The sequence below is a fragment of the Brevibacterium sp. CS2 genome, from assembly GCF_005280295.1.
GTDB classification, from domain to species: Bacteria; Actinomycetota; Actinomycetes; order Actinomycetales; family Brevibacteriaceae; genus Brevibacterium; species Brevibacterium pityocampae.
On the sequence record NZ_CP040020.1, the window covers coordinates 2906347 to 2932403 of the forward strand.

Below are 26057 nucleotides of genomic sequence, written 5' to 3' on the forward strand. Positions count from 1 at the left end.
GCCGCACCGACCCACCGAAAGGCCTCCATGCCCCGCGCTCTCGTCTCCGGACTGCTCACCACCGCTCTCGTCGGCATCACCGCCCTCGCCCCGGCCGTGACGGCCCATGCCGCAACCGCTCGGGCCGCCGGCGCGATCGAGCACTCGGCGGCGGATCCCGCACTCACCCTCGATCCGGTCGGCGTGCACCGCACCGGACTGTTCGAGGAGAGCGCCGCGGAGATCGTCGTCCACTACGCCGCCCAGCAGCAGACTCTCGTCGTCAACGCCGCGGCCGGCACCGTGAACGTCCTCGATTCGAGCGACCCGGCCGATCCCCAGCAGCTGTTCGAGCTCGATTCGGCCGGCATCGCCGCCGCCGACGGTTCGACGGTGCCGGCCGGCGGCGTGGCGAACTCGGTTGCGGTCCGCGAGGACGGCCTCGCGGCGATCGCCGTCGAGCACCCGACGAAGACCGAGGCCGGGTGGATCTCCTTCTTCGACCTCTCCGGTGCGAAGCCGGCGGCGCTCGGCGCGGTGCGCACCGGCGCCCTGCCCGATTCGATCACCTTCTCCCCCGCCGGGGACTTCGCCGTGGTGGCGAACGAGGGCGAGCCGGCGGAGGATTACTCCGTCGACCCGGAGGGCTCGGTCGGCGTCATCGCCCTGCCGGATTCCGTCGCGGCCCCGGAGCAGGACGATGTGCGGCTCGCCGGGTTCCGCGCGTTCGAGGGCGATGCCCTGCCCGAGGGCGTGCGGATCTTCGGCGGTCGCGAGGACGCCGGCACCGGCACCCCGGAGTTCCCGGTGGCGGAGAACCTCGAGCCCGAGTACGCGACGGTGATCGGTGAGCGCGCCTACGTCTCCCTGCAGGAGGCGAACGCACTCGCGGTCGTCGACCTCGCCTCGGCCTCGGTCGAGCGTCTCCTCCCGCTCGGCACCCAGGACCTCTCCGCGGTCGACACCGATGTCTCCGATCGGGACGGCGGGATCGGGTTCGACACCTGGCCGGTGCAGACATTCATGATGCCCGACACGCTCAAGTCGGTGTCGATCGGCGGCAGCGACTACCTGCTCACCGCGAACGAGGGCGATTCCCGCGACTGGGACGGCTACTCCGAGGAGATCCGGGTCAAGGATTTCGGCACGGACGGCGTCGCCCCGCTGTGCGAGTCCGTCGCGGCGGAGGCCGGGATGAGCATCGAGGAGCTCCAGCGGGACGAGGACCTCGGACGGCTCAAGGCGACCGCGGCGAACGGGCTCAGCGCCGACGGCTCGTGCTACGAGCAGATCCACGGCTTCGGCGGCCGCTCGTTCTCGATCCTCGACACCGACGGTGCCGTGGTGTTCGACTCCCGGGACGAGTTCGAGAAGATCACCGCGGAGGCCGTTCCGGACTTCTTCAACTCCGACAACACCGAATCGAGCTTCGACGACCGCTCCGACGACAAGGGCCCCGAGCCCGAGGCGATCGAGGTCGGGTCCATCGGTGAGAAGACCTTCGCCTTCATCGGTCTCGAGCGGGTGGGCGGGGTCATGGTCTACGACATCACCCGGCCCGACGATGCGGAGTTCGTCACCTACTTCAACAACCGGAACTTCGGGGTTGAGGACCTCGGTGCCGACCTCGACGCGGCCGGCGATTCCGGGCCGGAGAGCATCGTCTTCGTCCCGGCCGCCCAGATGGAGACCCCCGCCGAGGGCGTGGCCGGCATGCTCGTCATCGGCAACGAGGTGACGGGCACGACGACCTTCTACCACGTGAAGAGCGACCTCGCCGAGGATCGGCCCGGCGACGACCCGAGCGCCCCCGGGACCGAGCAGCCGAGCACCGGACCTACTCCGACGGACGACCCGGCTCCGACCGGTTCCCCGACGGACGGCGCGGAGCCGACTGCGACGCCGACGAGCACGCAGGCCCCGGCTCCGGGTCCCGACGGCGGTTCCGATGACGACTCCGACGATCGGGCAGGCGGCGGACCGCTGCCGCGCACCGGCACGGACGCGGCGATCCTCGCCGGGATCGGCGCTCTCCTCGCAGCCATCGGCGCCGCAGCCGTCTGGCTCACCCGCCGCGCCCGTTCCTGACCCAGACCTCGATTTCCGAAGGTTCCTGAGAGCGGGGCACGGGGCGAGGAGCGCACCGCCTCCAGCGAACTGCGCGGTATCCGAAACCGAGCGCGCAATTGTGCGCTCGGTTCGGGATACCGCGCAGTCGGGTGTGGTCCTGCAGTCAGCCGGCGTCGAAGGCGTGGGCGAGGGCTTGCCAGGCGGCGTCGAGGTCGCTGCCGGGCGGGAACCGGCCGTCGACCTCGAGGATCGCGAGCCCGTGGGCCGCCGCCCACAGCGCCTGCGCCCGCACCGGGTCCCCCGTGGCCTCGAAGAATGGTGTGCCCGCCCACTCCTCGAGCCCGGGCGGGAGTGCTGAGCGGTCGAGCGGACCGGTGGTGGCGAGTCGGTAGAGCTCGGCGGAGCCGCTCGCACTGCTCCGGTACTCGGTGAGCAGGGCACCGACCGCCGACTCCTCGCCTTCCACGGCGGCGCTGCGCACCGCCTCCCAGCAGCGCGTGCCGATCTCGATGAAGGCGTCGGTGAGGAGGAGGGTGCGCAGCTCCTCCTTGCCGGAGAGATGCTTGTAGAGCGAGGGCGCGCGGATCCCGAGGTCGTCGGCGAGGATGCGCGTCGACAGCGCCTCCCACCCGGCGTCCTCGACGAGGACCCGGGCGCGGGCGACGATCGCATCGACGCGCGCGGTCCGCTCCGGAATGACCGGCGGATCGGAGGACGGGGCCGGAGCGTCCGACGTGGTGGCCTCCTCTGGATCCATGGTCACGGCCGGGACTGCTGCAGCTGCGCGGCACGTTCGCCGATCGCGGTGTTGACCGCGACGAACTCCGGCTCCATCGCCCTGAGCATGCCGGTGGTCCACGGCACGAGGGCGCCGACGAAGGTCTCCTCCTGCGTCAGACGGGTGCCGCCGTCGGGGAGCGGTGAGAGGACGAAGGAGTGGGTGCCGTCGGCGAGCCCGGGGACCGCCGTGCTGCCGCGCCACGTGAGCTCGCGGCCGGGATCGGCGACGAGGACGCGCGGCGTGAAGCGCATGGTGCCGTCACCGAACACCACGGTGTTGTCGAGGCGCTCCCCCTCCGCGACGGTGCCGCTGCTCTCGATGATCGAAGGGTTCCACTCGTGGTAGGCAGAGGTGTCGGCGAGCACGGCCCACACCTCTGCCGGAGATGCCGCGAGGTCCGTGGTCGCGGTGACGCGTACGGGGCGCAGGGCCCCGTGAACGAACGACCCGGCGACGATGCAGACGATGGTGGCGACGATGACGGTAATGATCTGTCCGGGATTCATGATGCCCCCTGGGCTGGATGCGAATGCAGCTAACACTGTTACCTTAGCGTGCGGCTAACACTGTTAGCAATACCTGTGAGCACTCGATTCCAGCAGGTTTCCGACACTGGATCCGCCGTTCTCCGCACGGTCGCGGCCCGCCCGAGCGGAGCATTGCCTCCCCGATCGGATGGGAAGAGGGGGCGGCGCGCGGGTTCAGGGAGCGAGGTCGGCGAGGATCTCCGCGGCCGAGGCGCGCCTGCAGTGCGCGTATCCCGTCCCCGCCCAGGCGTTGATGCCGTCGGGGTCGGTTGCCGCCGCCCGAAGTGGGCTGGTGAGGAAGTGGACCTCGGGGTAACCGATAACGGAGTGCCGGGTCATCCGCTCGATGAAGGCGTTGCGCAGTCCGCGGGCCGGGCGGCCGGAGAACACCCGGGTGACGACGGTCTCGGTGGAGCGCCCAGCTTCGAGCGCCTGCCGGTGGAGCGGTCTGGTGCCGGCCTCCGCGGCGAGGAGGAACGCGGTGCCCGCCTGCGCCGCATGCGCGCCGGCCTCGAGCACGCGAGCCACGTCAGCGCGCGTCGCGAGTCCTCCGGCGGCGATGAGCGGCACGGACGTGAGACCGCGCACGGCATCGAAGAGTGCCTCGAGTGGCAGCTCGGAGGGTTCGGCCCGCTGGTCGTGCTGGGCGCGGTGCCCACCGGCCAGCGGTCCCTGGAGCACGAGAGCGTCGGGGTCGAGCGCGAGGGCCGCCTGAGCCTCGGCGACGGTCGTCGCGTTGAGCACGACCGCACTCCCGGCCTCCTGCAGCGCGTGGACGTGCTCCGCGGTGGGGAGTCCGAAGGTGAAGGACACGACGGGGACGGGGTCGGCGAGGAGCTCCTCGAGCTTCGCGCCGTACTCGTCGTCGCCGGCGGGTCGGACCTCGGGGGCCGGGACTCCGAGCTCTGCGGCGAAAGGGCGGAGCGCGCGGGCGTAGGCGTCGAGGTCGCCCGGGGCAGACGGGTGCACCTCCGGCACGAAGACGTTCATCGCGAAGGGGCGGTCAGTGAGACGGCGGACCGCGGCGATCTCGTCGACCATGTCCGCTGCGGTGCGGTAGCCGGCGGCGAGCGAACCGAGTCCGCCGGCGCGGCTCACCGCGGCGACGAGCGCCGGGGTCGAGGGTCCGCCGGCCATCGGCGCCTGGATGATCGGGTGGGTGAGGTCGGTGAGGCGGAATGTCATGAGCGGAGTCCTTCGAGGTAGGCGGGGAGTGCGTCCTGGATGTCGCCGCGGATGACTTCGTCGGCGGCGGAGTCGAACGGGGTCGGCTCCGCGTTGACGATGACTCCGGCGGCGCCGAACTCGAGTGCGAGCGGGAACAGGGAAGCGACCGGTTGCACGAACAGGCTGGTGCCGACGGCGATCATGATGTCGCAGGATTCCGCGGCGGAGGTGGCGGCGTCGATGACGTCTGCGTCGAGCATCTCCTCGAACAGGATCGTCGTGGCGCGGATGATGCCGCCGCACATCGGGCACGGCGGATCCTCCTCCCCCGCACGGACCCGATCGATCATCTCTGCCATCGGACCGGCCGCCCGGCAGTACTCACAGCGCCACCGGCGCACGTTGCCGTGGACCTCGTGGACGAGTTCGGGGCTCGAGCCGGCGGCCTGATGGAGGCCGTCGATGTTCTGCGTGATGATGCCGGAGATCTGCCCGGAACCCTCGAGCTCGGCGATCGCACGGTGTGCCGGGGTGGGTTCGACGTCCCAGACGGCCGAGGCGGCACGCAGCTGCCAGGCGCGCTTCCGGATCTCCGGGTCGCGCAGGTACCAGGAGAGAGTGGAGGTCTTCTCGGCCTCGGAGTCCCTGGTCCACACCCCCTGGGGCCCGCGGAAGTCGGGAATGCCGGCTCCGGTGCTGATCCCGGCGCCGGTGAGGAACGTGATCAACGGTTGAGTGCTCATGTCTCCATTGTCGCCCGAGTCCAGGGTCGCTGCCCAGGCGTGCAGCGCAGGATGCGGGCGAAGCCCGAGGGCCCCATTGAATGAGAGAAGGCACACCCGGGCGTGGGTGTGCCTGAGGCAAGGCCCCCGAGCTCGGGGTCTCTTATCGGTGGGCGGTGCTTCGTGGGTGAATGACGAAAGGCACACCCCGTTCGGGGTGTGCCATTCGTTGAAGAATATTGCGGCGGTGACTTACTCTCCCACACCCTGTCGAGTGCAGTACCATCAGCGCTGGCAGGCTTAGCTTCCGGGTTCGGAATGGGACCGGGCGTTTCCCTGCCGCTATGACCACCGCAAAACCATGGGACGAACACGCTCGCACGTGTCCGGTTTCTGCGGAACCACCCAGGACCGCTGCCGGCCGGGATGGTCATTGTTCTAGTGGACGCGAAGCATACTCACCAACCCGACGGTTGGAGTGTGCTCTCATAAAAGGATTCAAACACGGTGTTGTGTGTGCTTGTGTTACCCGACCCGAACACACCCGGAAAAGGGTGGTGGGTGAGTGATCGGCGTATTAGTACCAGTCAGCTCCACGCATTGCTGCGCTTCCACATCTGGCCTATCAACCCCATAGTCTGTAGGGCGCCTCAATGGAAATCTCATCTTGAAGCAGGCTTCCCGCTTAGATGCTTTCAGCGGTTATCCTTTCCGAACGTAGCCAACCAGCCATGCACCTGGCGGTACAACTGGCACACCAGAGGTTCGTCCGTCCCGGTCCTCTCGTACTAAGGACAGCCCTTCTCAAATTTCCTACGCACGCAGCGGATAGGGACCGAACTGTCTCACGACGTTCTAAACCCAGCTCGCGTACCGCTTTAATGGGCGAACAGCCCAACCCTTGGGACCGACTACAGCCCCAGGATGCGACGAGCCGACATCGAGGTGCCAAACCATGCCGTCGATATGGACTCTTGGGCAAGATCAGCCTGTTATCCCCGAGGTACCTTTTATCCGTTGAGCGACCGCGATTCCACAATCCACGGCCGGGTCACTAGTCCCAGCTTTCGCTCCTGCTCGACACGTCCGTCTCACAGTCAAGCTCCCTTGTGCACTTACACTCGACACCTGATTGCCAACCAGGCTGAGGGAACCTTTGGGCGCCTCCGTTACTCTTTGGGAGGCAACCGCCCCAGTTAAACTACCCATCAGGCACTGTCCCTGAACCCGATCAGGGTCCGAAGTTAAGGAATCCACTATGGCCAGAGTGGTATTTCAACGATGACTCCACACACACTGGCGTGCATGCTTCACAGTCTCCCACCTATCCTACACAAGCCACACCGAACACCAATACCAAACTGTAGTGAAGGTCTCGGGGTCTTTCCGTCCTGCTGCGCGTAACGAGCATCTTTACTCGTAGTGCAATTTCGCCGAGTTCGTGGTTGAGACAGTGGAGAAGTCGTTACGCCATTCGTGCAGGTCGGAACTTACCCGACAAGGAATTTCGCTACCTTAGGATGGTTATAGTTACCACCGCCGTTTACTGGGGCTTAAATTCTCCGCTTCGAACCGAAGTTCTAACAGGTCCTCTTAACCTTCCAGCACCGGGCAGGCGTCAGTCCGTATACATCGTCTTACAACTTCGCACGGACCTGTGTTTTTAGTAAACAGTCGCTTCTCCCTGGTCTCTGCGGCCACCACCAGCTCAGAAGAGAAAATCTTCCTCACCAGGATGGCCCCCCTTCTCCCGAAGTTACGGGGGCATTTTGCCGAGTTCCTTAACCACGATTATCTCGATCGCCTTAGTATTCTCTACCTGACCACCTGAGTCGGTAATAGGGTACGGGCGGCTAGAACCTCACGTCGATGCTTTTCTCGGCAGCATAGGATCACCGGATCACCCACCAGATGTGGGTGCCCATCAGCTCTCAGACACACGACAGACGGATTTACCTACCTGTCGTCCTACGACCTTAGACCACGACAACCATCGCGCGGCCCGGCTACCTTCCTGCGTCACACCTGTTAATACGCTTACCTACTACACACTCAGGTCCCACCCTCGACCGCACACCCGTCCCGAAGGACAGGAGACAGTCTCGGCTGGTTAGTATCACATGCCTCGGTATTGGCGGTTCTTCGCCGGTACGGGAATATCAACCCGTTGTCCATCGACTACGCCTGTCGGCCTCGCCTTAGGTCCCGACTTACCCAGGGCGGATTAGCCTAGCCCTGGAACCCTTGGTCATCCGGCGGACGGGTTTCTCACCCGTCTTTCGCTACTCATGCCTGCATTCTCACTCGTATAGCCTCCACCACTGGATCACTCCGCAGCTTCACCGGCCATACGACGCTCCCCTACCCAATACCACAACTCAACCAACCGGACATGCCGGCGGCTCATCACACGTGGTATTGCCACAACTTCGGCGGTGTACTTAAGCCCCGCTACATTATCGGCGCGGAATCACTTGACCAGTGAGCTATTACGCACTCTTTCAAGGGTGGCTGCTTCTAAGCCAACCTCCTGGTTGTCTTCGCAACTCCACATCCTTTCCCACTGAGCACACGCTTAGGGGCCTTAGTTGGTGGTCTGGGCTGTTTCCCTCTCGACTACGAAGCTTATCCCCCGCAGTCTCACTGCCACGCTTACACTTACCGGCATTCGGAGTTTGGTTGACGTCAGTAACCCGGTGGGGCCCATCAGCCATCCAGTAGCTCTACCTCCGGCAAGCAACACGCAACGCTGCACCTAAATGCATTTCGGGGAGAACCAGCTATCACAGAGTTTGATTGGCCTTTCACCCCTAACCACAGGTCATCCCCTCCATTTTCAACTGAAGTGGGTGCGGGCCTCCACACGCTCTTACACGTGCTTCACCCTGCCCATGGCTAGATCACTCCGCTTCGGGTCTAGGACACGCGACTGGGACGCCCTCTTCGGACTCGCTTTCGCTACGGCTACCCCACCAGGGTTAACCTCGCCACGCACCGCTAACTCGCAGGCTCATTCTTCAAAAGGCACGCCATCACCCCGAAAGGCTCTGACGGCTTGTAAGCACATGGTTTCAGGTACTATTTCACTCCCCTCCCGGGGTACTTTTCACCATTCCCTCACGGTACTATCCGCTATCGGTCATCAGGGAGTATTTAGCCTTACCAGGTGGTCCTGGCAGATTCACACGGGATTACACGAGTCCCGTCCTACTCGGGAACCATCACACACAACCAGCACACGTTTCGTCTACGGGACTCTCACCCACTCCGGTCAGGCTTCCCAACCTGTTCGACTACGCACACAACAGCCATGCCCAAGGAATGCAGCCCTCAGACGGATAGCCCCACAACACCGCACATGCAACACCTGCACGCTTGACACACACACGGTTTAGGCTCTTCCGCTTTCGCTCGCCACTACTCACGGAATCATTCTTATTTTTCTCTTCCTGTGGGTACTGAGATGTTTCACTTCCCCACGTTCCCCCCACACACCCTATATATTCAGATGCGGGTCACGACACATGACATGTCGCGGGGTTCCCCCATTCGGACACCCTCGGATCACCGTTCGTTTACCAACTCCCCGAGGCTTATCGCAGGTTACAACGTCCTTCATCGGCTCCTGATGCCAAGGCATCCACCATGCGCTCTTGAACACTCACACACCCCCACACACTGACACGCAGCATGACCAGGAGCATCCGAGTCGGATAACACAAGAAACACAACAACAAAATCACACAGAACACCCCACACACACCCACGGCATGTATGCGATGTCCAGATGCTCGCGTCCACTATACGATTCTCAAACAACCAGCAGACCCCACCCCACACACCAACCCGAACGGTTGATGCCGGCAGCAGGACCGCCATCCACAGAAAAACACCCACCCACAAACGTGGGGGCCTGTTCTCCCAGGACCCAACAGCGTGCCCATCCCCCACCAACCGGACCGCACCCTGTGCGACCCGCCGGCAAGCACCCCACCCGGATCCGAAGACCCCAGTGAGAGCAGTTCTTGTGATGTTCCACCCATGAGCAACCACCACGGACACGAACGGCCCGAGCGTGGCAACACGTAATGTGTTAGCTCCTTAGAAAGGAGGTGATCCAGCCGCACCTTCCGGTACGGCTACCTTGTTACGACTTAGTCCCAATCACCAGTCCCACCTTCGACGGCTCCCCCCCCCACAAGGGTTAGGCCACCGGCTTCGGGTGTTACCGACTTTCGTGACTTGACGGGCGGTGTGTACAAGGCCCGGGAACGTATTCACCGCAGCGTTGCTGATCTGCGATTACTAGCGACTCCGACTTCACGTAGTCGAGTTGCAGACTACGATCCGAACTGAGACCGGCTTTCTGGGATTCGCTCCGCCTCACGGCTTCGCAACCCTCTGTACCGACCATTGTAGCATGCGTGAAGCCCAAGACATAAAGGGCATGATGATTTGACGTCATCCCCACCTTCCTCCGAGTTGACCCCGGCAGTCTCCTATGAGTTCCCACCATCACGTGCTGGCAACATAGAACGAGGGTTGCGCTCGTTGCGGGACTTAACCCAACATCTCACGACACGAGCTGACGACAACCATGCACCACCTGTACACCAGCCCAAAGGGCTGAACCATCTCTGGCACATTCCGGTGTATGTCAAGCCTTGGTAAGGTTCTTCGCGTTGCATCGAATTAATCCGCATGCTCCGCCGCTTGTGCGGGCCCCCGTCAATTCCTTTGAGTTTTTAGCCTTGCGGCCGTACTCCCCAGGCGGGGCACTTAATGCGTTAGCTACGGCGCGGAATCCGTGGAATGGACCCCACACCTAGTGCCCAACGTTTACGGCATGGACTACCAGGGTATCTAATCCTGTTCGCTCCCCATGCTTTCGCTCCTCAGCGTCAGTTACAGCCCAGAGTCCCGCCTTCGCCACCGGTGTTCCTCCTGATATCTGCGCATTTCACCGCTACACCAGGAATTCCAGACTCCCCTACTGCACTCTAGTCCGCCCGTACCCACTGCACGCGCAAGGTTGAGCCTTGCGTTTCCACAGCAGACGTGACAGACCACCTACGAGCTCTTTACGCCCAATAATTCCGGACAACGCTTGTACCCTACGTATTACCGCGGCTGCTGGCACGTAGTTAGCCGGTACTTCTTCTGCAGGTACCGTCACCCGAAGGCTTCTTCCCTACTGAAAGAGGTTTACAACCCGAAGGCCGTCATCCCCCACGCGGCGTCGCTGCATCAGGGTTTCCCCCATTGTGCAATATTCCCCACTGCTGCCTCCCGTAGGAGTCTGGGCCGTGTCTCAGTCCCAGTGTGGCCGGTCGCCCTCTCAGGCCGGCTACCCGTCGTCGCCTTGGTAGGCCATCACCCCACCAACAAGCTGATAGGCCGCGAGCCCATCCCCAACCGAAAAACTTTCCACCACCACTCCATGCGGAGAATGGTCATATCCGGTATTAGACCCAGTTTCCCGGGCTTATCCCAGAGTCAGGGGCAGGTTACTCACGTGTTACTCACCCGTTCGCCACTCATCCACCCACAGCAAGCTGCAGGCTTCAGCGTTCGACTTGCATGTGTTAAGCACGCCGCCAGCGTTCGTCCTGAGCCAGGATCAAACTCTCCATAAGAAAAATACAATCCCAGCCAAAAGAAAAAGACAGAGAAAATGATTTCTCCACCAAATTTTCAATCAACCAGTTACAACAAAAAAACTGGCATCACAAAAACAAACAAACACGCTATTGAGTTCTCAAAGAACAGACGCTGTCCGCAGTTCACCCAACGTTTCCGTTGTGCTCTCCGCAGCGCGGCCGAGTTCCTACTCTAGACCCGAGCCGACCTGCTGCGCAAGTCGTATCTGCTGTGACCTGAGCCACATTCCATCAGCCGGCGGATGTCCGCCGAGAGACTTCATCGGGTGCTGCTCTTCTGTCGTTCCAGTGGAAGCGGGGCTCTGTGATCGGTTCGTATCCGACCGATCCGGCCCGCTCGCTTCGGTGTTTCCGTCGAGCAACAGGTACTAACCTACTGACTCCCCGCGCCCCGCGCAACTCGAGATCCCGTGACCTCCGTCACGCACTGTTCAACCGGGGTTCACCCGTGTTCGTCGGCGCGCGTGATTCCGCCCAGGAGCGCGGCATCCGCCGCCTGGCGCTGCGCTCTCCGCACGGCCCGGCGCGTCACGACGACCAGCCCGAGGGCGAGCGGCGCCATCACGATCCACCCGGCGAGCCCGAGTGGCCCGGCGCGGATGACATCGAACTCCCCGGCCGCCGGCAGGAAGAGGAGCGGCAGCCCGGCCGCGGCGTTGAAGGCACCGTGGGCGAGCGCGGCCGGCCACACCGAACCGGAGACCCCACGCAGCCAGCCGAGCCACACCCCGAGGAGCACGCAGGCGATGCACATGAGCCCGACGCCCCGGAGGTCGTAGAGCCCGAAGTTGTAGCCGAGCAGGAGGACCGGTGCGTGCCACGCTCCCCACAGCACTCCCCCGAGCACCAGCCCCGGCACGAGGCCGAGGCGCGCGGTGAGGGCGGGCTGCAGATACCCGCGCCAGCCGATCTCCTCGCCCGCGGCGGGCACCGTGTTGACGAACGATCCGAGTACCACCCCGACGAGCTGTGCCACGACGACAACGGTGAGGGGTTCACCCCGGGTGAGCGCTTCGAAGACCGAACCCGCGAGCTGCGGCCGGGCGTCGGACACGAGGAACGCCGTGACGAGCGCGGCACCGGCGATCGCCCAGGTGCCGAGCAGGGCGAGGGCGAGGACGCCGATGAGGCGCGCCGCACCACGTCGTGCCGGCGGGAAGCCGGGCTGGGTGCGGACGGGGCCGAGCCCGACTGCGACGAGGAGACGGCGCCACGGCATCCCGTCGACCCAGCGCCCGGCGACGAGGACGGCGATGCTCGGAGCGAACATCATGAGGCCGACGAGCATCTGGGGCAGGAGCATCGCGAGCACGGCTCCGGGATCGGTGTCGCCAGGGCCGCTCGGCGCGGCGGCCGCGGCACCCAGCGTGGTTCCGGGAGCCAGATCCACTGCAGTGATCCACAGCGGCAGGCACAGCAGCCAGGGCAGGGCGAGTGCGATGACGGCGAACACCGCGACCCCGCGCGGCGATCCGGACTCCGCCGGCGGTGCCGCGCGAACCGGGACCGGCGAACGGCTCGTCACCCCGGCGGGAGGACCCGAGCGCGGTGCCGGCGGACTGCCGGCAGGGGACAGCGGAGCACGCGGATCATCGTGCTGCGGCACCGTCATCGCCGGCCGCTCCGGCTCACCGCACTCGCCACCCGCACCGTCCTCACCCGGTGACGCGGACCGCGCCGAGCGTCTTCTTGCCCCGGCGCAGCAGGACGACCCCGGCCTCCCCGGCGTCGAGGACGTCGGCGGTGGTGAGCACCTGGTCCTCGCCTGCGACCTTGACGTTGTTGACGTAGGCGCCGCCGTCCTTGGCCGCGCGCCGCGCCTCGCTCTTCGACTTGACGATCCCGGCGGCGGCGAAGGCGTCGACCACGGGGAACCCGGCGGACACCTCGGACGCGGGGACCTCCGCCGTCGGCAGCTCGCGGGTCGCGGCGTCGAGGGTGGCCGGTTGGAGCTCGGCCAGCGTGCCCGAGCCGAACAGCGCCTCGGCGGCGGCGAAGGCCTGCCGGGTCTGCTGCTCGCCGTGGACGAGCGTGGTCGCGTCCTCCGCGAGCACCCGCTGAGCGAGCCGCTTGTGGGGTGCCTCGGCGAAGTCCGCCGCGATCTGCTCGATCTCTGCCAGCGGTCGCAGGGAGAACACCTTGAGGTACTTGACGACGTCGCGGTCGTCGGCGTTGAGCCAGAACTGGGAGAAGGCGTAGGGGCTGGTGAGCTCCGGATCGAGCCACACGGTGCCGGACTCGGTCTTGCCGAACTTCGTGCCGTCGGCCTTGGTCATGAGCGGCGTGGCGACCGCATGGGCGGAGACCCGCTCGACCCGGCGCACGAGGTCGGTGCCGGCGGTGAGGTTGCCCCACTGGTCGGATCCGCCGTGCTGGAGGACGACGCCGTGGCGGCGGTGCAGCTGGAGGAAGTCGTGCGCCTGGAGGATCTGGTAGGAGAACTCGGTGAAGGAGATCCCGTGCTCGCTGTTGAGGCGCGCGGACACGGTCTCCTTGGCGAGCATCCGGTTGACGGAGAAGTGCTTGCCGATGTCGCGGAGGAAGTCGATCGCGCTGAGATCGCCGGTCCAGTCGAGGTTGTTGACGACCTGCGCGGCGTGCGGCCCGTCGAAGTCGAGGAACCGCTCGATCTGGCTGCGGATGCGCTCCACCCAGCCCTCGACGACCTCGCGCTCGTTGAGGGTGCGCTCCCCCGACATCCGCGGGTCGCCGATGAGGCCGGTGGCACCGCCGACGAGGGCGAAGGGGTTGTGCCCGGCCTGCTGGAGGCGGCGGGCGAAGAGCAGCTGGACGAGGTTGCCCATGTGGAGGCTCGGCGCGGTCGGGTCGAAGCCGATGTAGAAGTTGAGCGGCCCGGCGTCGAGCGCCTGGGACAGCGCCTCCTCGTCGGTGGACAGCGCCACCAGATCGCGGGCCTTCAACTCACTGAGGATATCGGTCACGACTCGCCTTTCTCGGTTCTCGGATGCCGAGGTCATCCTACCCTCGCCCCGCCTGCGCGGGCTCAGCGGACGCGCTCCTCAGCGCACGACCTCGCGCCGGCCGGAGTCGACGCGCCGCGTCCAGCCCCGGGAGTCGAGGTGCTCGAGCAGCGGGATCGCGACGCGGCGGGTGGTGCCGAGCGCCTGCCGGGCCGTGCTCGCGGTGAAGGGCTGGTCGAGGCCGGCGAGCACGCGCATGGCCCGTGCCGGGGCGTCGGGCAGGAGCACCACCCCGTCGGGCAGCCGCAGCACCCGGCCGAGGCGCGCTGCGGCGGCGAGCTCCCGGGCACCGAGGCGCCAGCCGGTGAGGTCGTCGGCCTCCGGTGCCGCGAAGGGGTCCCGGCGCAGCCGCCGCTCGAGCGCGGCGATGCCGGCCTCCGCCGGGCCGAGGCCGTCCGCCTGTCCGGGGGCGCGCAGCCGCCCGACGTCCCGGGTCAGCCCGGCGCGGTCGGCGACGACGGCGAGCAGCCGCGGGTCGGGCAGAGCGAGGAGGTCCTGCGCGGCGCCGAGCGGCAGTCCCGCCGACAGCGGGTCCCGGGCGGAATCGGCGGCGACGGCACGCCCGAGCTCGGCGGCCCACCGCGCGAGCGCCTCGTCGGCGACGAACAGGTCACCGACCTCCCGCACCTCGGACGGCAGGGGGTCCGGCACGGTGATGCCGAGGCGCCGGACGTGCGCGTCGGCCATCGCGTCCCTGCGGCGGACCTCGGTGAGGAGGTCCCCGTCCGCGGTCATTCGGGCCAGGGCGGAGGCCCGCCGGGCGCCGGCGCCGCGCCGTCCGAGCTGCGGCGGATCGACGTCGAGGAGCTCCGCTCCGGCCAGCGGCGCCTCCGATCCCGGGTTGCGGAGCACCGCCCGGTCCCCGACCGCCAGCGGCAGGGCGTGCTCGAGGTGGAGCCGGCCGTGGCGGGCGTCGAAGGGCCGCAGGCGCGCCCGCACGGCGGCCGTGCCGAGGTGGACGGTGAGGTGCTCGGCGAGCCCGGTGAGGTCGACCGTCCCGGGGCCGGTCCCGGCACCGCTGCCGGTCGAAGTGCCGCGGACATCGACGACGTCGGTCTCCCACCATGCGTCCGGGGTGAGGAGAGCGTCGCCCCGGTGCACCGACCCCGCCTGGGCACCGCGGAGGTTGACCGCGACGCGGGCGGTCGGCTCGGCCCGCTCGATCGGGGTGCTGCGGCTGTGGACCCCGCGCACGTCGACCGTCCCGGACAGGTCCCTCCCGCACAGCGCGAGGCGATCCCCGGCGGCCACGGAGCCGGCGGTGAGCGTCCCGGTCACCACGGTGCCGGCCCCGCCGATGGTGAATGCGCGGTCGATCCACAGCCGGACCCGGTCCTCGGGCGATCCCTGCGGGGCCTCGGCGAGCACGGCGTCGAGGGCGGTGCGCAGCTCGTCGAGACCGGCGCCGGTGAGCGCGGAGACCCCGAGCGCCGGTGCGGAGGCGAGTCCGGTTCCGGCGAGCGCGCGGCGGGCCTGCGCGATGACGGCGGGCACCCGGTCCGGGGCGAGGTCGGCGCGAGTGACGAGAATGAGCCCGCGCTCGATCCCGAGGGCGGCGAGCGCATCGCGGTGGTCGCTCGACTGGGGCATCCAGCCCTCGTCGGCGGCGACGACGAAGCACACGATCGGAGCGGGGCCGAGGCCGGCGAGCATGTTCCCGAGGAAGCGCTCGTGACCGGGCACGTCGACGAAGGAGACCTCGCGGCCGGAGGGGAGGGTCGTCCAGGCGAAGCCGAGGTCGATGGTGAGGCCGCGGCGCTTCTCCTCGTCCCAGCGGTCGGGCTCGATCCCGGTGAGGGCGCGCACGAGCGCGGACTTGCCGTGGTCGACGTGGCCCGCGGTGGCAACGACGAAGGAGCTCATGCCGGCTCCCCCGCACCATCCGTTCCGGGAGCACCGTTCGTCCCGGGAGCCCCGAGACCCGCGAGCGCGGAGAGGGCCGCGGCGAGGACCCGGGCGTCGTCGGAATCGGGGATGCAACGGAGGTCGAGCAGGCAGCGCCCCTCGTGGACCCGGGGCAGCACGGCCGGGGTCCCGGTGCGCAGCGGGCCGGCAGCGGCCACCGGCAGCGCGACCGCCCACCCGGGCAGCGGCACCCCGGCACCGCCGCCTCCGCCCACCCGGCCGTCGTGGGCGACGACCTCGATCGCGGAGGACCCGATCTCACCGGGTCGGTTCCCGGCGGGGCCGTCGGGGAGGGTCTCGCGCAGGGCCGCGGCGAGCGCCTCGGCGCGGCGACGCAGTTCGGCAGGGTCGGCGTGGAGGGCGCGGGCGACGGGGGGTTCGCCACCGGTGAGGGTGGCCTCGAGCGCGGCGAGGGTGAGCTTGTCGGCGCGGACCGCGCGGGCGAGCGGGTGGCGGGCGAGGCGGGCGATGAGCTCGGCCCGGCCGAGGAGGAGCCCGGCCTGGGGGCCGCCGAGCAGCTTGTCGCCGCTCGCGATGACGAGGTCGGCGCCGGCGGCGAGCGCACCGGCGGCGTCGGGCTCCTCCGGCAGCACGGGGTCGGGGGCGAGGAGTCCGCTGCCGAGGTCGGCGACGAGCGGCACTCCGTGCTCCCGGCACAGGCCGCTGAGCTCGGTGATCGTGGCCTCGGCGGTGAACCCGGAGACGCGGAAGTTGCTCGGGTGGACCTTGAGGACGCAGCCGGTGACCGCGCCGAGCGCGGCGGCGTAGTCGGCCGGGTAGGTGCGGTTGGTGGTGCCGACCTCGTGGAGGCGGGCGCCGGTCGAGGCGATGAGGTCCGGCAGTCGGAAACCCGCTCCGATCTCGATGAGTTCCCCGCGGCCGACGACGACCTCGGCGCCGGCGGCGAGCGCGGTGGTGGCGAGGACGAGGGCGGCGGCACCGTTGTTGACGACGAGCGCATCCTCGGCCGCCGGGCAGGCGGCGAGCAGGGCGGCGCGCGCGGCCGCACCCCGGCCCGAGCGCGTGCCGGTGGCGAGGTCGAGCTCGACGTCGACGTAGCCGGCGGCCTGTGCGAGCGCCTGCCGGGCGGCATCGGACAGGGGTGCGCGGCCGAGGTTCGTGTGGACGACGACCCCGGTGGCGTTGAGCACGGGGCTGAGGGAGGAGGCGCGGCGCGCGGAGACGGCGGCGATGACCTCGGATTCGACTGCGGCCGGCGCGATCTCCCCGCGGCGGGCCCGGTCCTGGATCCCGCGCACGAGCCCGCGCACCACGGGCAGGCTCAGCGATTCTGCGGCGGCGCGGACGGCGGGCAGCGCGAGCAGGTGGTCGGTGCGCGGGATCCGACGGCGCGGGTCCTCCATCGCTCCCCCCTCCTCCGGCGGATGTGCGCGGCGGGCCGCGCGCGGATCGTGGCGGAGGCGGACGGGAATCGAACCCGCCAGACCGAGATGCTCGGTCTCACCGGTTTTGAAGACCGGGGGGCCCACCAGGACCCGGACGCCTCCGTGTGCAACCTATCACCGGCGCGGATCGCGGTTGCGGAACCGCCGAGCGGGTGCAGCGGAACCGCCGAGCGGGTGCAGCGGGCCCGAGCCGGGTGCAGCGGGCCCGAACGCGCGGCCACCCTGCGGGCGGCCGGTTCCTGCCGCAGGGGGTGGACGCCGCCGAGGTGCCGGGCGAGACTGGCACCATGACGCAGACATCATCATCCCCCGGCGATCGGAGCATCGGGACCTCGACGGACGCGCAGGCCGCCGGGGACGTCCCGGCGCCCGCCCCCGCGGTCGCACCCGGCATCCGGCTCACCGGCATGGCCCACGGCGGCGGCTGCGCGTGCAAGATCCCGCCGGGCGAGCTCGAGGACGCGATCGCCGCACTCGCCGGCCAGCGCTCCGAGAACGTCATCGTCGGCCTCGACGACGGCGACGACGCAGCCGCCGTGCGGGTGCGCGAGGACCTCGCGGTGCTCTCCACCGCGGACTTCTTCACCCCCGTCGTCGACGACGCCTACGACTGGGGGCGGATCGCCGCGGCGAATGCGCTCTCGGACATCTACGCGATGGGCGGTACCCCGGTCGTCGCGATCAACCTCGTCGGCTGGCCGCGCGACGTGCTGCCGATGGAGCTGCTGAGCCAGGTGCTCGCCGGCGGTCTGGCGGTCGGTCAGGAGGCCGGCGTGCCGGTGATCGGCGGGCACTCGGTGGGCGATCCGGAGCCCAAGTACGGGATGGCGGTGACCGGGACGGCCGATCCGGCGCGCCTGCTCCGCAACGACGCCGCGGCCCCGGGGCTCCCGCTCACGCTGACCAAGCCGATCGGCCTCGGCATCCTCAACAACCGCCACAAGGCCACCGGCGAGGTGTTCGACCAGGCGATCGCGACGATGACCGCACTCAACCGCGACGCCGCGCAGACCGCGCTCGGTTCCGGCGCCCGGGCAGCGACCGATGTCACCGGCTTCGGCCTGCTCGGCCACCTGTTCAAGATGGTCCGCGCCTCCGCAGTGGGTGCGGTCATCGATGCCGCCGCGGTGCCGGTGCTCGACGGGGCGCGGGAATCGCTGGCCGACGGGTTCGTGTCCGGCGGCACCCGCCGCAACCTCGACTGGGTACGCGACCACCTCGATCCCGGGCCCGGGATCGGTGAGGACGCGCTCCTGCTCCTTGCCGACGCGCAGACCTCCGGTGGGCTGCTCGTCGTCGGTGAGGTGCCGGGCTACCCGGTGATCGGTGAGACGACGGCAGGGCCGGGGATCAGCATCCGCTGAGCGACCGCCGGCGCCGAGGCGGTGTCCGGTCGGCACCGAGCCGCCCCGGACCCGCCGTGCCCGCCGGCACGGCTCACCCGGTCGTCGTGATCGAGTCGTGGGTGATGCCCGCGGCGCGACGCGCGGCGAGGCGGGCCTTCTGCGGCTCGATGACGTGGCGGGGGTCCCTGGTCGACTCGATGCCCGCCTCGAGCACCCCGAACCGGGTGAGCGCGGAGGCGGTGAGCAGGGCCAGACCCGCCGCACCCGCTGCCATCCGGTTCCCGCCGCCGACGATCGTGCCGATGCCCCCGGCGATCGCCAGCCGCTCGGCCCAGCGGAGCTTCGTGCCCGCAGCACCCGTGTGCAACGGTTCGGCCTCGGCCGGGTGCATGCGCCGCTGCATGAGCGCCATCGCCGCGAGGTCCCCGCCGACGCCGAGCACCGCGAGGACCCGGGCCGGCACGGTCTGGGAGGGGGCTGTGGTGAGCATCGCCATCCCGCCGGAGGCGAGGCTCGCCGAGCTCACGAACACGAAGGGCAGCTCCCGGCGCGCGGCGTTCCACGTCGGGTTCGCGGTGTCGGACAGGAGCACGGCGGTGTAGACGGCGAGCGGTGCGCCGAGCAGCCCGGCGCAGGCCCCGGCGGGACCGGCGGCCCCGCGGAGCAGGCCGCGCAGCGGGCCGAGCGGCAGGCGGGACCCGAGCAGGCGGTCGACCTCGGCGGCGGCCGCGACGCCGGCGGCGGAGCTGAAGGCGCCGAGCAGCCAGGAGCCGAGGCTCATCGGCGAGGTGATCTTCACGGTGCGCATCATGTGGAGGAAGCGCTCGGGCCGGCCGAGGTCGGAGATGAGGAACACCGCGCCGGCTCCCGCCGCACCGAGCGCGGTGAGCCGGGTGCTCCGACGCAGGGCGCCGCGGCCGGTGAGCTGCGCGCCGAGCCCGAGCAGCGCGGAGCCGCCGGCGAGCCCGCCGAGGAACAGGTAGGCGGCGATCTCGTGCCCCCAGGGCGGCGGCTTGACGATCGGCCGGCCGTAGTAGGAGGTGAACTCGACGTCCTCGACGATCGGCATCTCCCGCGAGCCGTCGTTCGTCCCCGCTCCCGGGCGGCGGCGTCTGCGGGCGAACCCGTCCTGGGGGGCGCGGAGCACGGAGCGGCGCCGCCGGCGGGTCTCCGGCGGGCGGTAGCTGTCGAACTCGGAGAGCGTCATGAGCGTCCTGACAGGAAGGCGAGGGCGGTGGCGGCGATCATCCCGGCCGCGGCGATGCCGGCGGTCGCGAACATCTGCGGCAGGTCCTTCGTCGGCACGCGCGGGTCCGGCGGCAGGCCGTAGACCTCGGGCTCGTCGAGGAGGAGGAACACCGAGCCGGTGCCGCCCACCCCGTCGGCCGGGTTCGCGCCGTAGAGGCGCGCCTCGGTCATGCCCTGCGCGTGGAGGTTGCGCACCCGGTCCTCGGCGGAGTCGACCATGTCCGAGTGGTCGCCGAACTTGATCGAGGTCGTCGGGCAGGTCTTGGCGCACGCCGGGGTGAGGCCGTCGACGAGCCGGTCGTAGCACAGCGTGCACTTGTTCGCCGTGCCGGCATGCGGCACGTCCTGCTCGCGGCGGGCGCGGCCGTCGCGGTCGGTCTTCGGGCTCACGGTGCCGTCGTCGCGGCGCTCGATCACCCCGAACGGGCAGCCGGCCACGCAGGTGCCGCAGCCGTTGCAGATGTCGGCCTGGACGACGACCGTGCCGAACTCGGTGCGGAACAGGGCGCCGGTCGGGCACACGTCGAGGCAGCCGGCGTGCGTGCAGTGCTTGCACACATCGGAGGACATGAGCCAGCGGAACTCGGGGGTGTCCGGCGGGGCGGTGTCGACCCCGGCGGCTCCGGGGACTCCGGTCCCAGGGACTCCCATCCCGGCGCCCGGCCCGGTCGGATCGGCGGTCGACACCGTGCCGTCGGCGAGCCCACCGAGCACGTCGACCGGGGCCGAGGCGGCGGCAGCTCCCGGCCCGGCATCGGCACCCGGCGCGGCACCCGGGCCGGTGCGCGCCTCGGGCGGACCCACCTGCGGCATCCCGAGGGACACGAGCCGGCGGCCGGATTCGCGGGCCTGCTCGATCCGCTCCCGGTCCTGCTCGATGAAGGCGACGTGGCGCCAGGTGTTCGCGCCGAGCCCGCCGGTGTTGTCGTAGGAGGAGCCGAGGATCTCGAAGTCGCCGTCGGTCGGGTTGCGGTTCCACTCCTTGCACGCGACCTCGCAGGCCTTGCAGCCGATGCAGATCGAGGTGTCGGTGAAGAAGCCCTTGCGCGCGTGCTCCGGCGGCCAGTGCACCTCGGCGGCGGGATCGGTCCATACCGGTCGGGTGGTCATCGGTCCTCCTCGGGGCCTGCGCCCGCACCCGCGGGGCCGGGGCCGTCGTGGTCCGGGCCTCCGGCCTCGGGGGTGTCGGCATCGATCGTTTTGCCTGCGGCCGCCTCCGGTCCCGGCTCACCCGGCTCGCTCCCGCCGGCGGGGAAGCGGTCGACGGAGGCGGTGCCGCCGGGCTCGTGCTCCCCGGCGTCCTCCTCGGCGCGGAGTGCGTGCGATTCGCCGCTCTCCGCCGGGTCGCCCTTCTGCGGGGCGCCGGCGTCCACCGGGGTCTCGGTGCCGGCGGTGACGTCCGGGGCGGTGATGACGGTGCTGTCGGTGGCCGTCGTCACCCCGGCGCGCGCGAGGTACTCCTGGACGAGGGCCTCGCGCTGCGTGCCGCGCGGACGGCGGCCCGGGATGATGTCGCAGGAGCCGGTCTTCGAGTCCTGGATCTGCACGTTCGGGTCGAGGGTGATGCCGATGAGGTCGTTGGCGGAGTCCCCGGAGACCACGGCGTCGCCGCCGACGCCCCAGTGGTAGGGCAGGCCGATCTGGTGGACGGTGCGCCCGCCGATGGTGAGCGGGGTCATCCGGCGGGTGACGAGCACGCGCACCTCGATCGCCGCGCGCGGGGAGATCACCGTCGCCCAGCCGTAGGGGGTCAGCCCGCGCTCGGCGGCGAGCTCGGGCGAGACCTCGCAGAACATCTCCGGCTGGAGCTCGGACAGGTACGGCAGCCAGCGGCTCATGCCGCCGGCGGTGTGGTGCTCGGTGAGGCGGTAGGTGGTGAACACGCAGGGGTACACCTCGGCCCCGGGCGCCCCGGCGCTCGGGGCGAACATGTTGCCCGCGCGCGGGAACATGATCCGTGCGGGGCTCTGCTGCTGCGGGTAGACCGGGTTGGCGACCGGCGACTCCTGCGCCTCGTAGTGGGTGGGCAGCGGACCGTCGATCATGCCGGTGGGGGCGAACAGCCATGCCCGCCCGTCGGGCTGCATGATGAATGCGTCCGTGCCGCCGAGCGCGGCCGGGCCGGAGGCTCCCGCAGCGGACTCCGCGCGCGGGTCCCGGTCGACGGAGAAATCGGCGACGTCCGGGCCCTGCCAGCGGCCGGCCTCGGCGTCCCACCACATGAGCTTCTTGCGCTCGGACCAGGGGCGGCCCTCGGCGTCGGCCGACGCCCGGTTGTAGAGGATGCGGCGGTTCGCCGGCCACGCCCACGCCCATTCCGAGGCGATCTCGTCCTGGTCCTGTCCGGGCACCCGGCGGGCGGCCATGTTCTCCCCGCCGGCGTAGACCCCGGTGTAGATCCAGCAGCCGCCGGAGGTGGTCCCGTCGGCGCGCATCTCGGTGAAGGCGCTCAGCGGCTGCCCGGCCTGCTCCCCGCTCAGGTGGGAGCCGTTGATCTCCGCGAGGACGGATTCGGCGTCGGGCTCGCCGTGCTCGTCGGTCGGGTAGTCCCAGGTGAGGTCGAGCAGCGGCCGGTCCCGCGGGTCGGTGGAGCCGGCGAGCCGGGCACGGAGGCGGCGGCCGAGCTCGTGGAAGAACTGGAGCTCGCTCCGGCAGTCGCCGGGCGGGGTGACCGCCTGGTGGCGCCACTGCACCATGCGCTGGGTCTGGGTGAAGCTGCCGGACTTCTCCGTGTGGTTGGCCGCCGGCAGCACGAACACCTCGGTGTCGATGTCCTCGGTCCGCAGCTCCCCGGATTCGATCTCGGGCCCGTCCTTCCACCAGGTGGCGGACTCGATGAGGGAGAAGTCGCGGACGACGAGCCACTTGAGGTGGGACATCCCGAGGCGCTGCAGGCGGCCGTTGGCCGAGCCGACCGCCGGGTTCTGCCCGAGGATGAAGTAGCCCTCGACCTGGTCCTCGAGCATGCTCATCAGCGTCTGGTACGTGCCGTGCGGGCCGGTGAGCCGGGGCAGGTAGTCGTAGGCGTAGTCGTTCTCCGCCGTCGCCGCGTCGCCCCACCAGGCCTTGAGCAGGCTGACGAGGTAGGCGTCGGTGTTCGCCCAGAAGCTCTTCTGCTCCTTGGTGCCCACCGCGTCGAGGTAGTCGGTGAGGGTGTCGTGGGTGCCGGCCTTGGGCATCGGCAGGTACCCGGGCAGCAGGTTGAACAGGGTCGGGATGTCGGTCGAGCCCTGGATCGTGGCGTGCCCGCGCAGTGCCATGATGCCGCTGCCGGGGCGGCCGACGTTGCCGAGCAGGAGCTGGAGGATCGCGGCGGTGCGGATGTACTGGGCGCCCTGGGTGTGCTGGGTCCAGCCGACCGCGTAGGCGAAGCACGTGGTGCGCTCGCGCCCGGAGTTCTCGGTGATCGCGTTCGCGAGGTAGGCGAAGTCCTCGCCGGAGATGCCGCAGGCGTCGGCGACGAGCTCCGGGGTGTAGCGCTGGAAGTGGCGCTTGAGGATCTGGAACACGCACCGCGGGTGCGTGAGCGTCGGGTCGACGGCGGCCGGGGCGCCGGGCGGCACCGGGCGACCGGAGCCGTCGGCGGAGGCGTACGACCAGGAGGCGAGGTCGTAGGCGCCGGTCTCCGGGTCGAAGCCGGAGAACAGTCCTCCGAGGTCCTCGGGCTCGCCGTACTCGTCGTTGATGATCGTCCCGGCATTGGTGAAGGCCCGGATGTACTCCTCGAAGTGGAGGCCCTTGCTCAGCACGTGGTTGATGAGCGCGCCGAGCAGCACGATGTCCGAGCCCGCCCGGATCGGGACGTGCTTGTCCGCGACCGCGGTGGTGCGGGTGAAGCGGGGGTCGACGTGGATGACCTTCGCGCCGCGCGCCTTGGCCTCAGCGACCCACTGGAACCCGACGGGATGGCATTCGGCCATGTTCGAGCCCTGGATGACGATGCAGTCGGCGTTGGCCATGTCCTGCAGGGACTGCGTGGCGCCCCCTCGTCCGAACGAGGCTCCCAGACTGGGAACCGTGGCGGAGTGTCAAATGCGGGCCTGGTTCTCGATCTGGATCGCTCCCGCCGCGGTGAAGAGCTTCTTGATGAGGTAGTTCTCCTCGTTGTCGAGCGTCGCCCCGCCGAGCGAGGCGATGCCCATGGTGCGGCGCAGCGGGCGGCCGTCGGCGTCACGGTCCTCCCAGTGCCGACGGCGCGATTCGAGGAAGCGCTCGGCGATCATGTCCATCGCGGTCTCGAGGTCGAGGGACTGCCACTCGGTGCCCTTCGGGGCGCGGTAGAGGACGCGGGTGAGGCGGCCGGACTGGTTGACGAGCTGCTCGCTCGCCGCGCCCTTGGGGCACAGGCGGCCGCGGGACACGGGCGAATCGGGGTCACCCTCGATCTGGATGACCCTGTTGTCCTTGGCGTAGACGAGCTGACCGCAGCCCACTGCGCAATACGGGCACACGCTCTGCGCGACGGTGTCCGCCTCCTCCGTGCGCGAGGTGATCGCCCGGGTGCGCTCGGACGTCACGGACCGGCCCCGGCCGGTGACGTCGCCGGACCGGAACTGCCGGATGACCGGCCACCCCAGGAAGCTCGAGCGCGACATGCGGCTACTGTAACATGGGTCACATTTCCCGGGCGTCCCCCGACGACGCGGGGACCCGGCCTCGACCCGGATACGAGATCGACGGCGATCTCGGGGAAGGACACTCCCGTGGACTCATCGCGCACGTCCACCGCACCCGCACACCGCTCCCGCTTCGGCAAGGACGCGATCGTCGCGTCCCCGGAGTTCAACCGCTGGCTCGTCCCGGCGGCGGCGCTCGCGATCCACCTGTGCAACGGCCAGGTCTACGCCTTCAGCGTCTTCAAGCTCCCGCTCATGGCGCACTACGAGGTCGGCGAGGTGGCCGTCGGCTGGATCTTCTCGCTGGCGATCGCCGTCCTCGGCCTGTCCGCGGCCTTCGGCGGCACCTGGGTGGAGAAGTCCGGGCCGCGCGCCTCGATGCTGCTCGCCGGCGCCTGCTGGGTGCTCGGGTTCTTCGTCTCGGTGCTCGGGATCAGCGCCGGGCAGCTGTGGCTCGTCTACGTCGGCTACGGACTGATCGGCGGCATCGGCCTGGGCATCGGGTACATCTCCCCGGTGTCGACGCTGATGAAGTGGTTCCCCGACCGGCCGGGCCTGGCCACCGGGCTGGCGATCATGGGGTTCGGCGGTGGTGCGCTCATCGCGAGCCCGCTGTCGAACGCCCTCATGTCCTTCTACGGGGGGCGGCTCCGAGCCGGAGGACCTCGTCGCCGGCCTGGTCCCGACCTTCGTCACCCTCGCGGTGATCTACGCCGTGCTCATCACCGCCGGCGCGTTCGTCGTGCGCGTCCCGCACACGGACTGGCGCCCGCGCGGCTGGGATCCGGCCGAGTCGACTGCGAGGCCGATGCAGACCGACCAGCACGTCGCGGTCGGTCGGGCGATGCGCACACCGCAGTTCTGGCTCCTGTGGATCGTCCTGTTCACCAACGTCACCGCCGGGATCGGCATCCTCGAGAACGCCGCGCCGATGATCCAGGACTACTTCCCCGAGATCACCGCGGCTGCGGCCGCCGGCTTCGTCGGCATGCTGTCGCTGACGAACATGGCCGGACGGTTCGTGTGGTCGAGCGTGTCGGACTACGTGGGCCGGAAGAACATCTACACGCTCTACCTCGGCCTGGGCCTGCTCCTCTACCTGCTCATCGCGCTCGCCGGCGGGTCGATCGTCGTGTTCGTCCTCGCCACGCTCGTCATCCTGTCGTTCTACGGCGGCGGCTTCGCGACGATCCCGGCGTATCTGCGCGACCTGTTCGGGGTCATGCAGGTCGGGGCGATCCACGGTCGGCTCCTCACCGCGTGGGCGGCCGCCGGGATCGCCGGCCCGCTCATCGTCAACACCGTCATCGAATCGCAGGCCGCAGCCGGGCAGGAGGGCCCGGGGCTCTACACCGTGTCGCTGTTCATCATGGTCGGCGTGCTCGGCCTCGGCTTCCTCGCCAACCTGTTCGTCCGCCCGGTGGCGGAGAAGCACCATGCGAGTCCCGAGGAGGTCGAGCGGCTCACCGGCTCCGGTGCCGCCCGGTCGAGCGCGCGGGCGGGGTCGGGTCACGGCTCCGGTCCGGTCCACCGGGTGGTGGCGCTCGCGCTCGCCGACGTCGTCGTCCTCGGCCTGGCCTACGGTCTGTTCCAGACGCTCACCCGCGCGGTGCAGCTGTTCACCGGGTGAGCCGGCTGCTCACCCGGTG

Annotated in this window: 12 protein-coding genes, 1 tRNA gene, 3 rRNA genes and 2 pseudogenes; 3 read left to right on the plus strand and 15 right to left on the minus strand. The window is 69.3% G+C overall.

Annotated features, from left to right (window positions below):
• Nucleotides 1-27 precede the first annotated feature (27 nt).
• Nucleotides 28-2067, plus strand: coding sequence for a choice-of-anchor I family protein (locus tag FDF13_RS14865; protein WP_175406979.1), 2040 nt, complete (start codon nucleotides 28-30; stop codon nucleotides 2065-2067).
• Between the two features lie 145 nt (nucleotides 2068-2212).
• Here FDF13_RS14865 and FDF13_RS13070 read toward each other — a convergent pair whose 3' ends face one another.
• From FDF13_RS13070 to FDF13_RS13125, 12 genes are all read right to left on the minus strand, one after another.
• Nucleotides 2213-2806: a TetR/AcrR family transcriptional regulator gene (locus FDF13_RS13070; RefSeq protein WP_101649560.1), complete on the minus strand. Its 594-nt coding sequence runs from the start codon at nucleotides 2804-2806 to the stop codon at nucleotides 2213-2215.
• Nucleotides 2807-2808: 2 nt separating this feature from the next.
• On the minus strand, nucleotides 2809-3336 hold the full coding sequence (locus FDF13_RS13075; RefSeq protein ID WP_137320025.1) for an SRPBCC domain-containing protein: 528 nt from the start codon (nucleotides 3334-3336) through the stop codon (nucleotides 2809-2811).
• A gap of 195 nt (nucleotides 3337-3531) precedes the next feature.
• Nucleotides 3532-4542, minus strand: coding sequence for a nitronate monooxygenase family protein (locus FDF13_RS13080; protein ID WP_137320026.1), 1011 nt, complete (start codon nucleotides 4540-4542; stop codon nucleotides 3532-3534).
• Nucleotides 4539-5267 carry a Sir2 family NAD-dependent protein deacetylase gene (locus FDF13_RS13085; protein WP_101649554.1) on the minus strand — a complete coding sequence of 243 codons (729 nt, stop codon included), beginning with the start codon at nucleotides 5265-5267 and terminating at the stop codon, nucleotides 4539-4541. The genes FDF13_RS13080 and FDF13_RS13085 overlap by 4 nt, the downstream gene beginning before the upstream one ends.
• Before the next feature lie 218 nt (nucleotides 5268-5485).
• A 5S ribosomal RNA gene (gene rrf, locus FDF13_RS13090) occupies nucleotides 5486-5602 on the minus strand.
• Between the two features lie 201 nt (nucleotides 5603-5803).
• Nucleotides 5804-8913 (minus strand): 23S ribosomal RNA (locus tag FDF13_RS13095).
• Nucleotides 8914-9351: 438 nt separating this feature from the next.
• A 16S ribosomal RNA gene (locus FDF13_RS13100) occupies nucleotides 9352-10882 on the minus strand.
• Together the 16S, 23S and 5S rRNA genes form the textbook arrangement of a ribosomal RNA operon.
• A 466-nt stretch (nucleotides 10883-11348) precedes the next feature.
• A complete protein-coding gene (locus FDF13_RS13105) occupies nucleotides 11349-12518 on the minus strand; it encodes a CPBP family intramembrane glutamic endopeptidase (RefSeq protein WP_137320027.1) in 1170 nt (389 codons plus the stop codon).
• 43 nt (nucleotides 12519-12561) lie between these two features.
• The gene (tyrS, locus tag FDF13_RS13110; protein ID WP_137320028.1) at nucleotides 12562-13848 is read right to left on the minus strand and encodes a tyrosine--tRNA ligase; all 1287 of its coding nucleotides are present in this window, start codon (nucleotides 13846-13848) and stop codon (nucleotides 12562-12564) included.
• A gap of 78 nt (nucleotides 13849-13926) precedes the next feature.
• Nucleotides 13927-15750: a SelB C-terminal domain-containing protein gene (locus FDF13_RS13115; RefSeq protein WP_137320029.1), complete on the minus strand. Its 1824-nt coding sequence runs from the start codon at nucleotides 15748-15750 to the stop codon at nucleotides 13927-13929.
• The gene (gene selA / locus FDF13_RS13120; protein ID WP_137320030.1) at nucleotides 15747-17156 is read right to left on the minus strand and encodes an L-seryl-tRNA(Sec) selenium transferase; all 1410 of its coding nucleotides are present in this window, start codon (nucleotides 17154-17156) and stop codon (nucleotides 15747-15749) included. Before selA ends, FDF13_RS13115 begins: the two co-directional genes overlap by 4 nt.
• A gap of 49 nt (nucleotides 17157-17205) precedes the next feature.
• Nucleotides 17206-17300: transfer RNA gene (locus FDF13_RS13125), tRNA-Sec, on the minus strand.
• 305 nt (nucleotides 17301-17605) lie between these two features.
• On the opposite strand from FDF13_RS13125, the gene selD reads away from it, so the two are divergent.
• Entirely contained in the window at nucleotides 17606-18562 is a 957-nt protein-coding gene (gene selD, locus FDF13_RS13130; RefSeq protein ID WP_254668982.1) for a selenide, water dikinase SelD, read from the plus strand.
• A gap of 73 nt (nucleotides 18563-18635) precedes the next feature.
• Here selD and nrfD read toward each other — a convergent pair whose 3' ends face one another.
• From nrfD to fdnG, 3 genes and pseudogenes are all read right to left on the minus strand, one after another.
• Nucleotides 18636-19751 carry an NrfD/PsrC family molybdoenzyme membrane anchor subunit gene (nrfD, locus tag FDF13_RS13135; protein ID WP_137320032.1) on the minus strand — a complete coding sequence of 372 codons (1116 nt, stop codon included), beginning with the start codon at nucleotides 19749-19751 and terminating at the stop codon, nucleotides 18636-18638.
• A complete protein-coding gene (locus FDF13_RS13140; RefSeq protein WP_137320033.1) occupies nucleotides 19748-20902 on the minus strand; it encodes a 4Fe-4S dicluster domain-containing protein in 1155 nt (384 codons plus the stop codon). Before FDF13_RS13140 ends, nrfD begins: the two co-directional genes overlap by 4 nt.
• A gap of 296 nt (nucleotides 20903-21198) precedes the next feature.
• Nucleotides 21199-24387 (minus strand): annotated as a pseudogene (gene fdnG, locus FDF13_RS13145) (formate dehydrogenase-N subunit alpha); the annotation flags it as partial.
• Nucleotides 24388-24555: 168 nt separating this feature from the next.
• On the opposite strand from fdnG, the pseudogene FDF13_RS13155 reads away from it, so the two are divergent.
• Nucleotides 24556-26038, plus strand: a pseudogene (locus FDF13_RS13155) (OFA family MFS transporter).
• The last annotated feature ends 19 nt before the right edge of the window (nucleotides 26039-26057 follow it).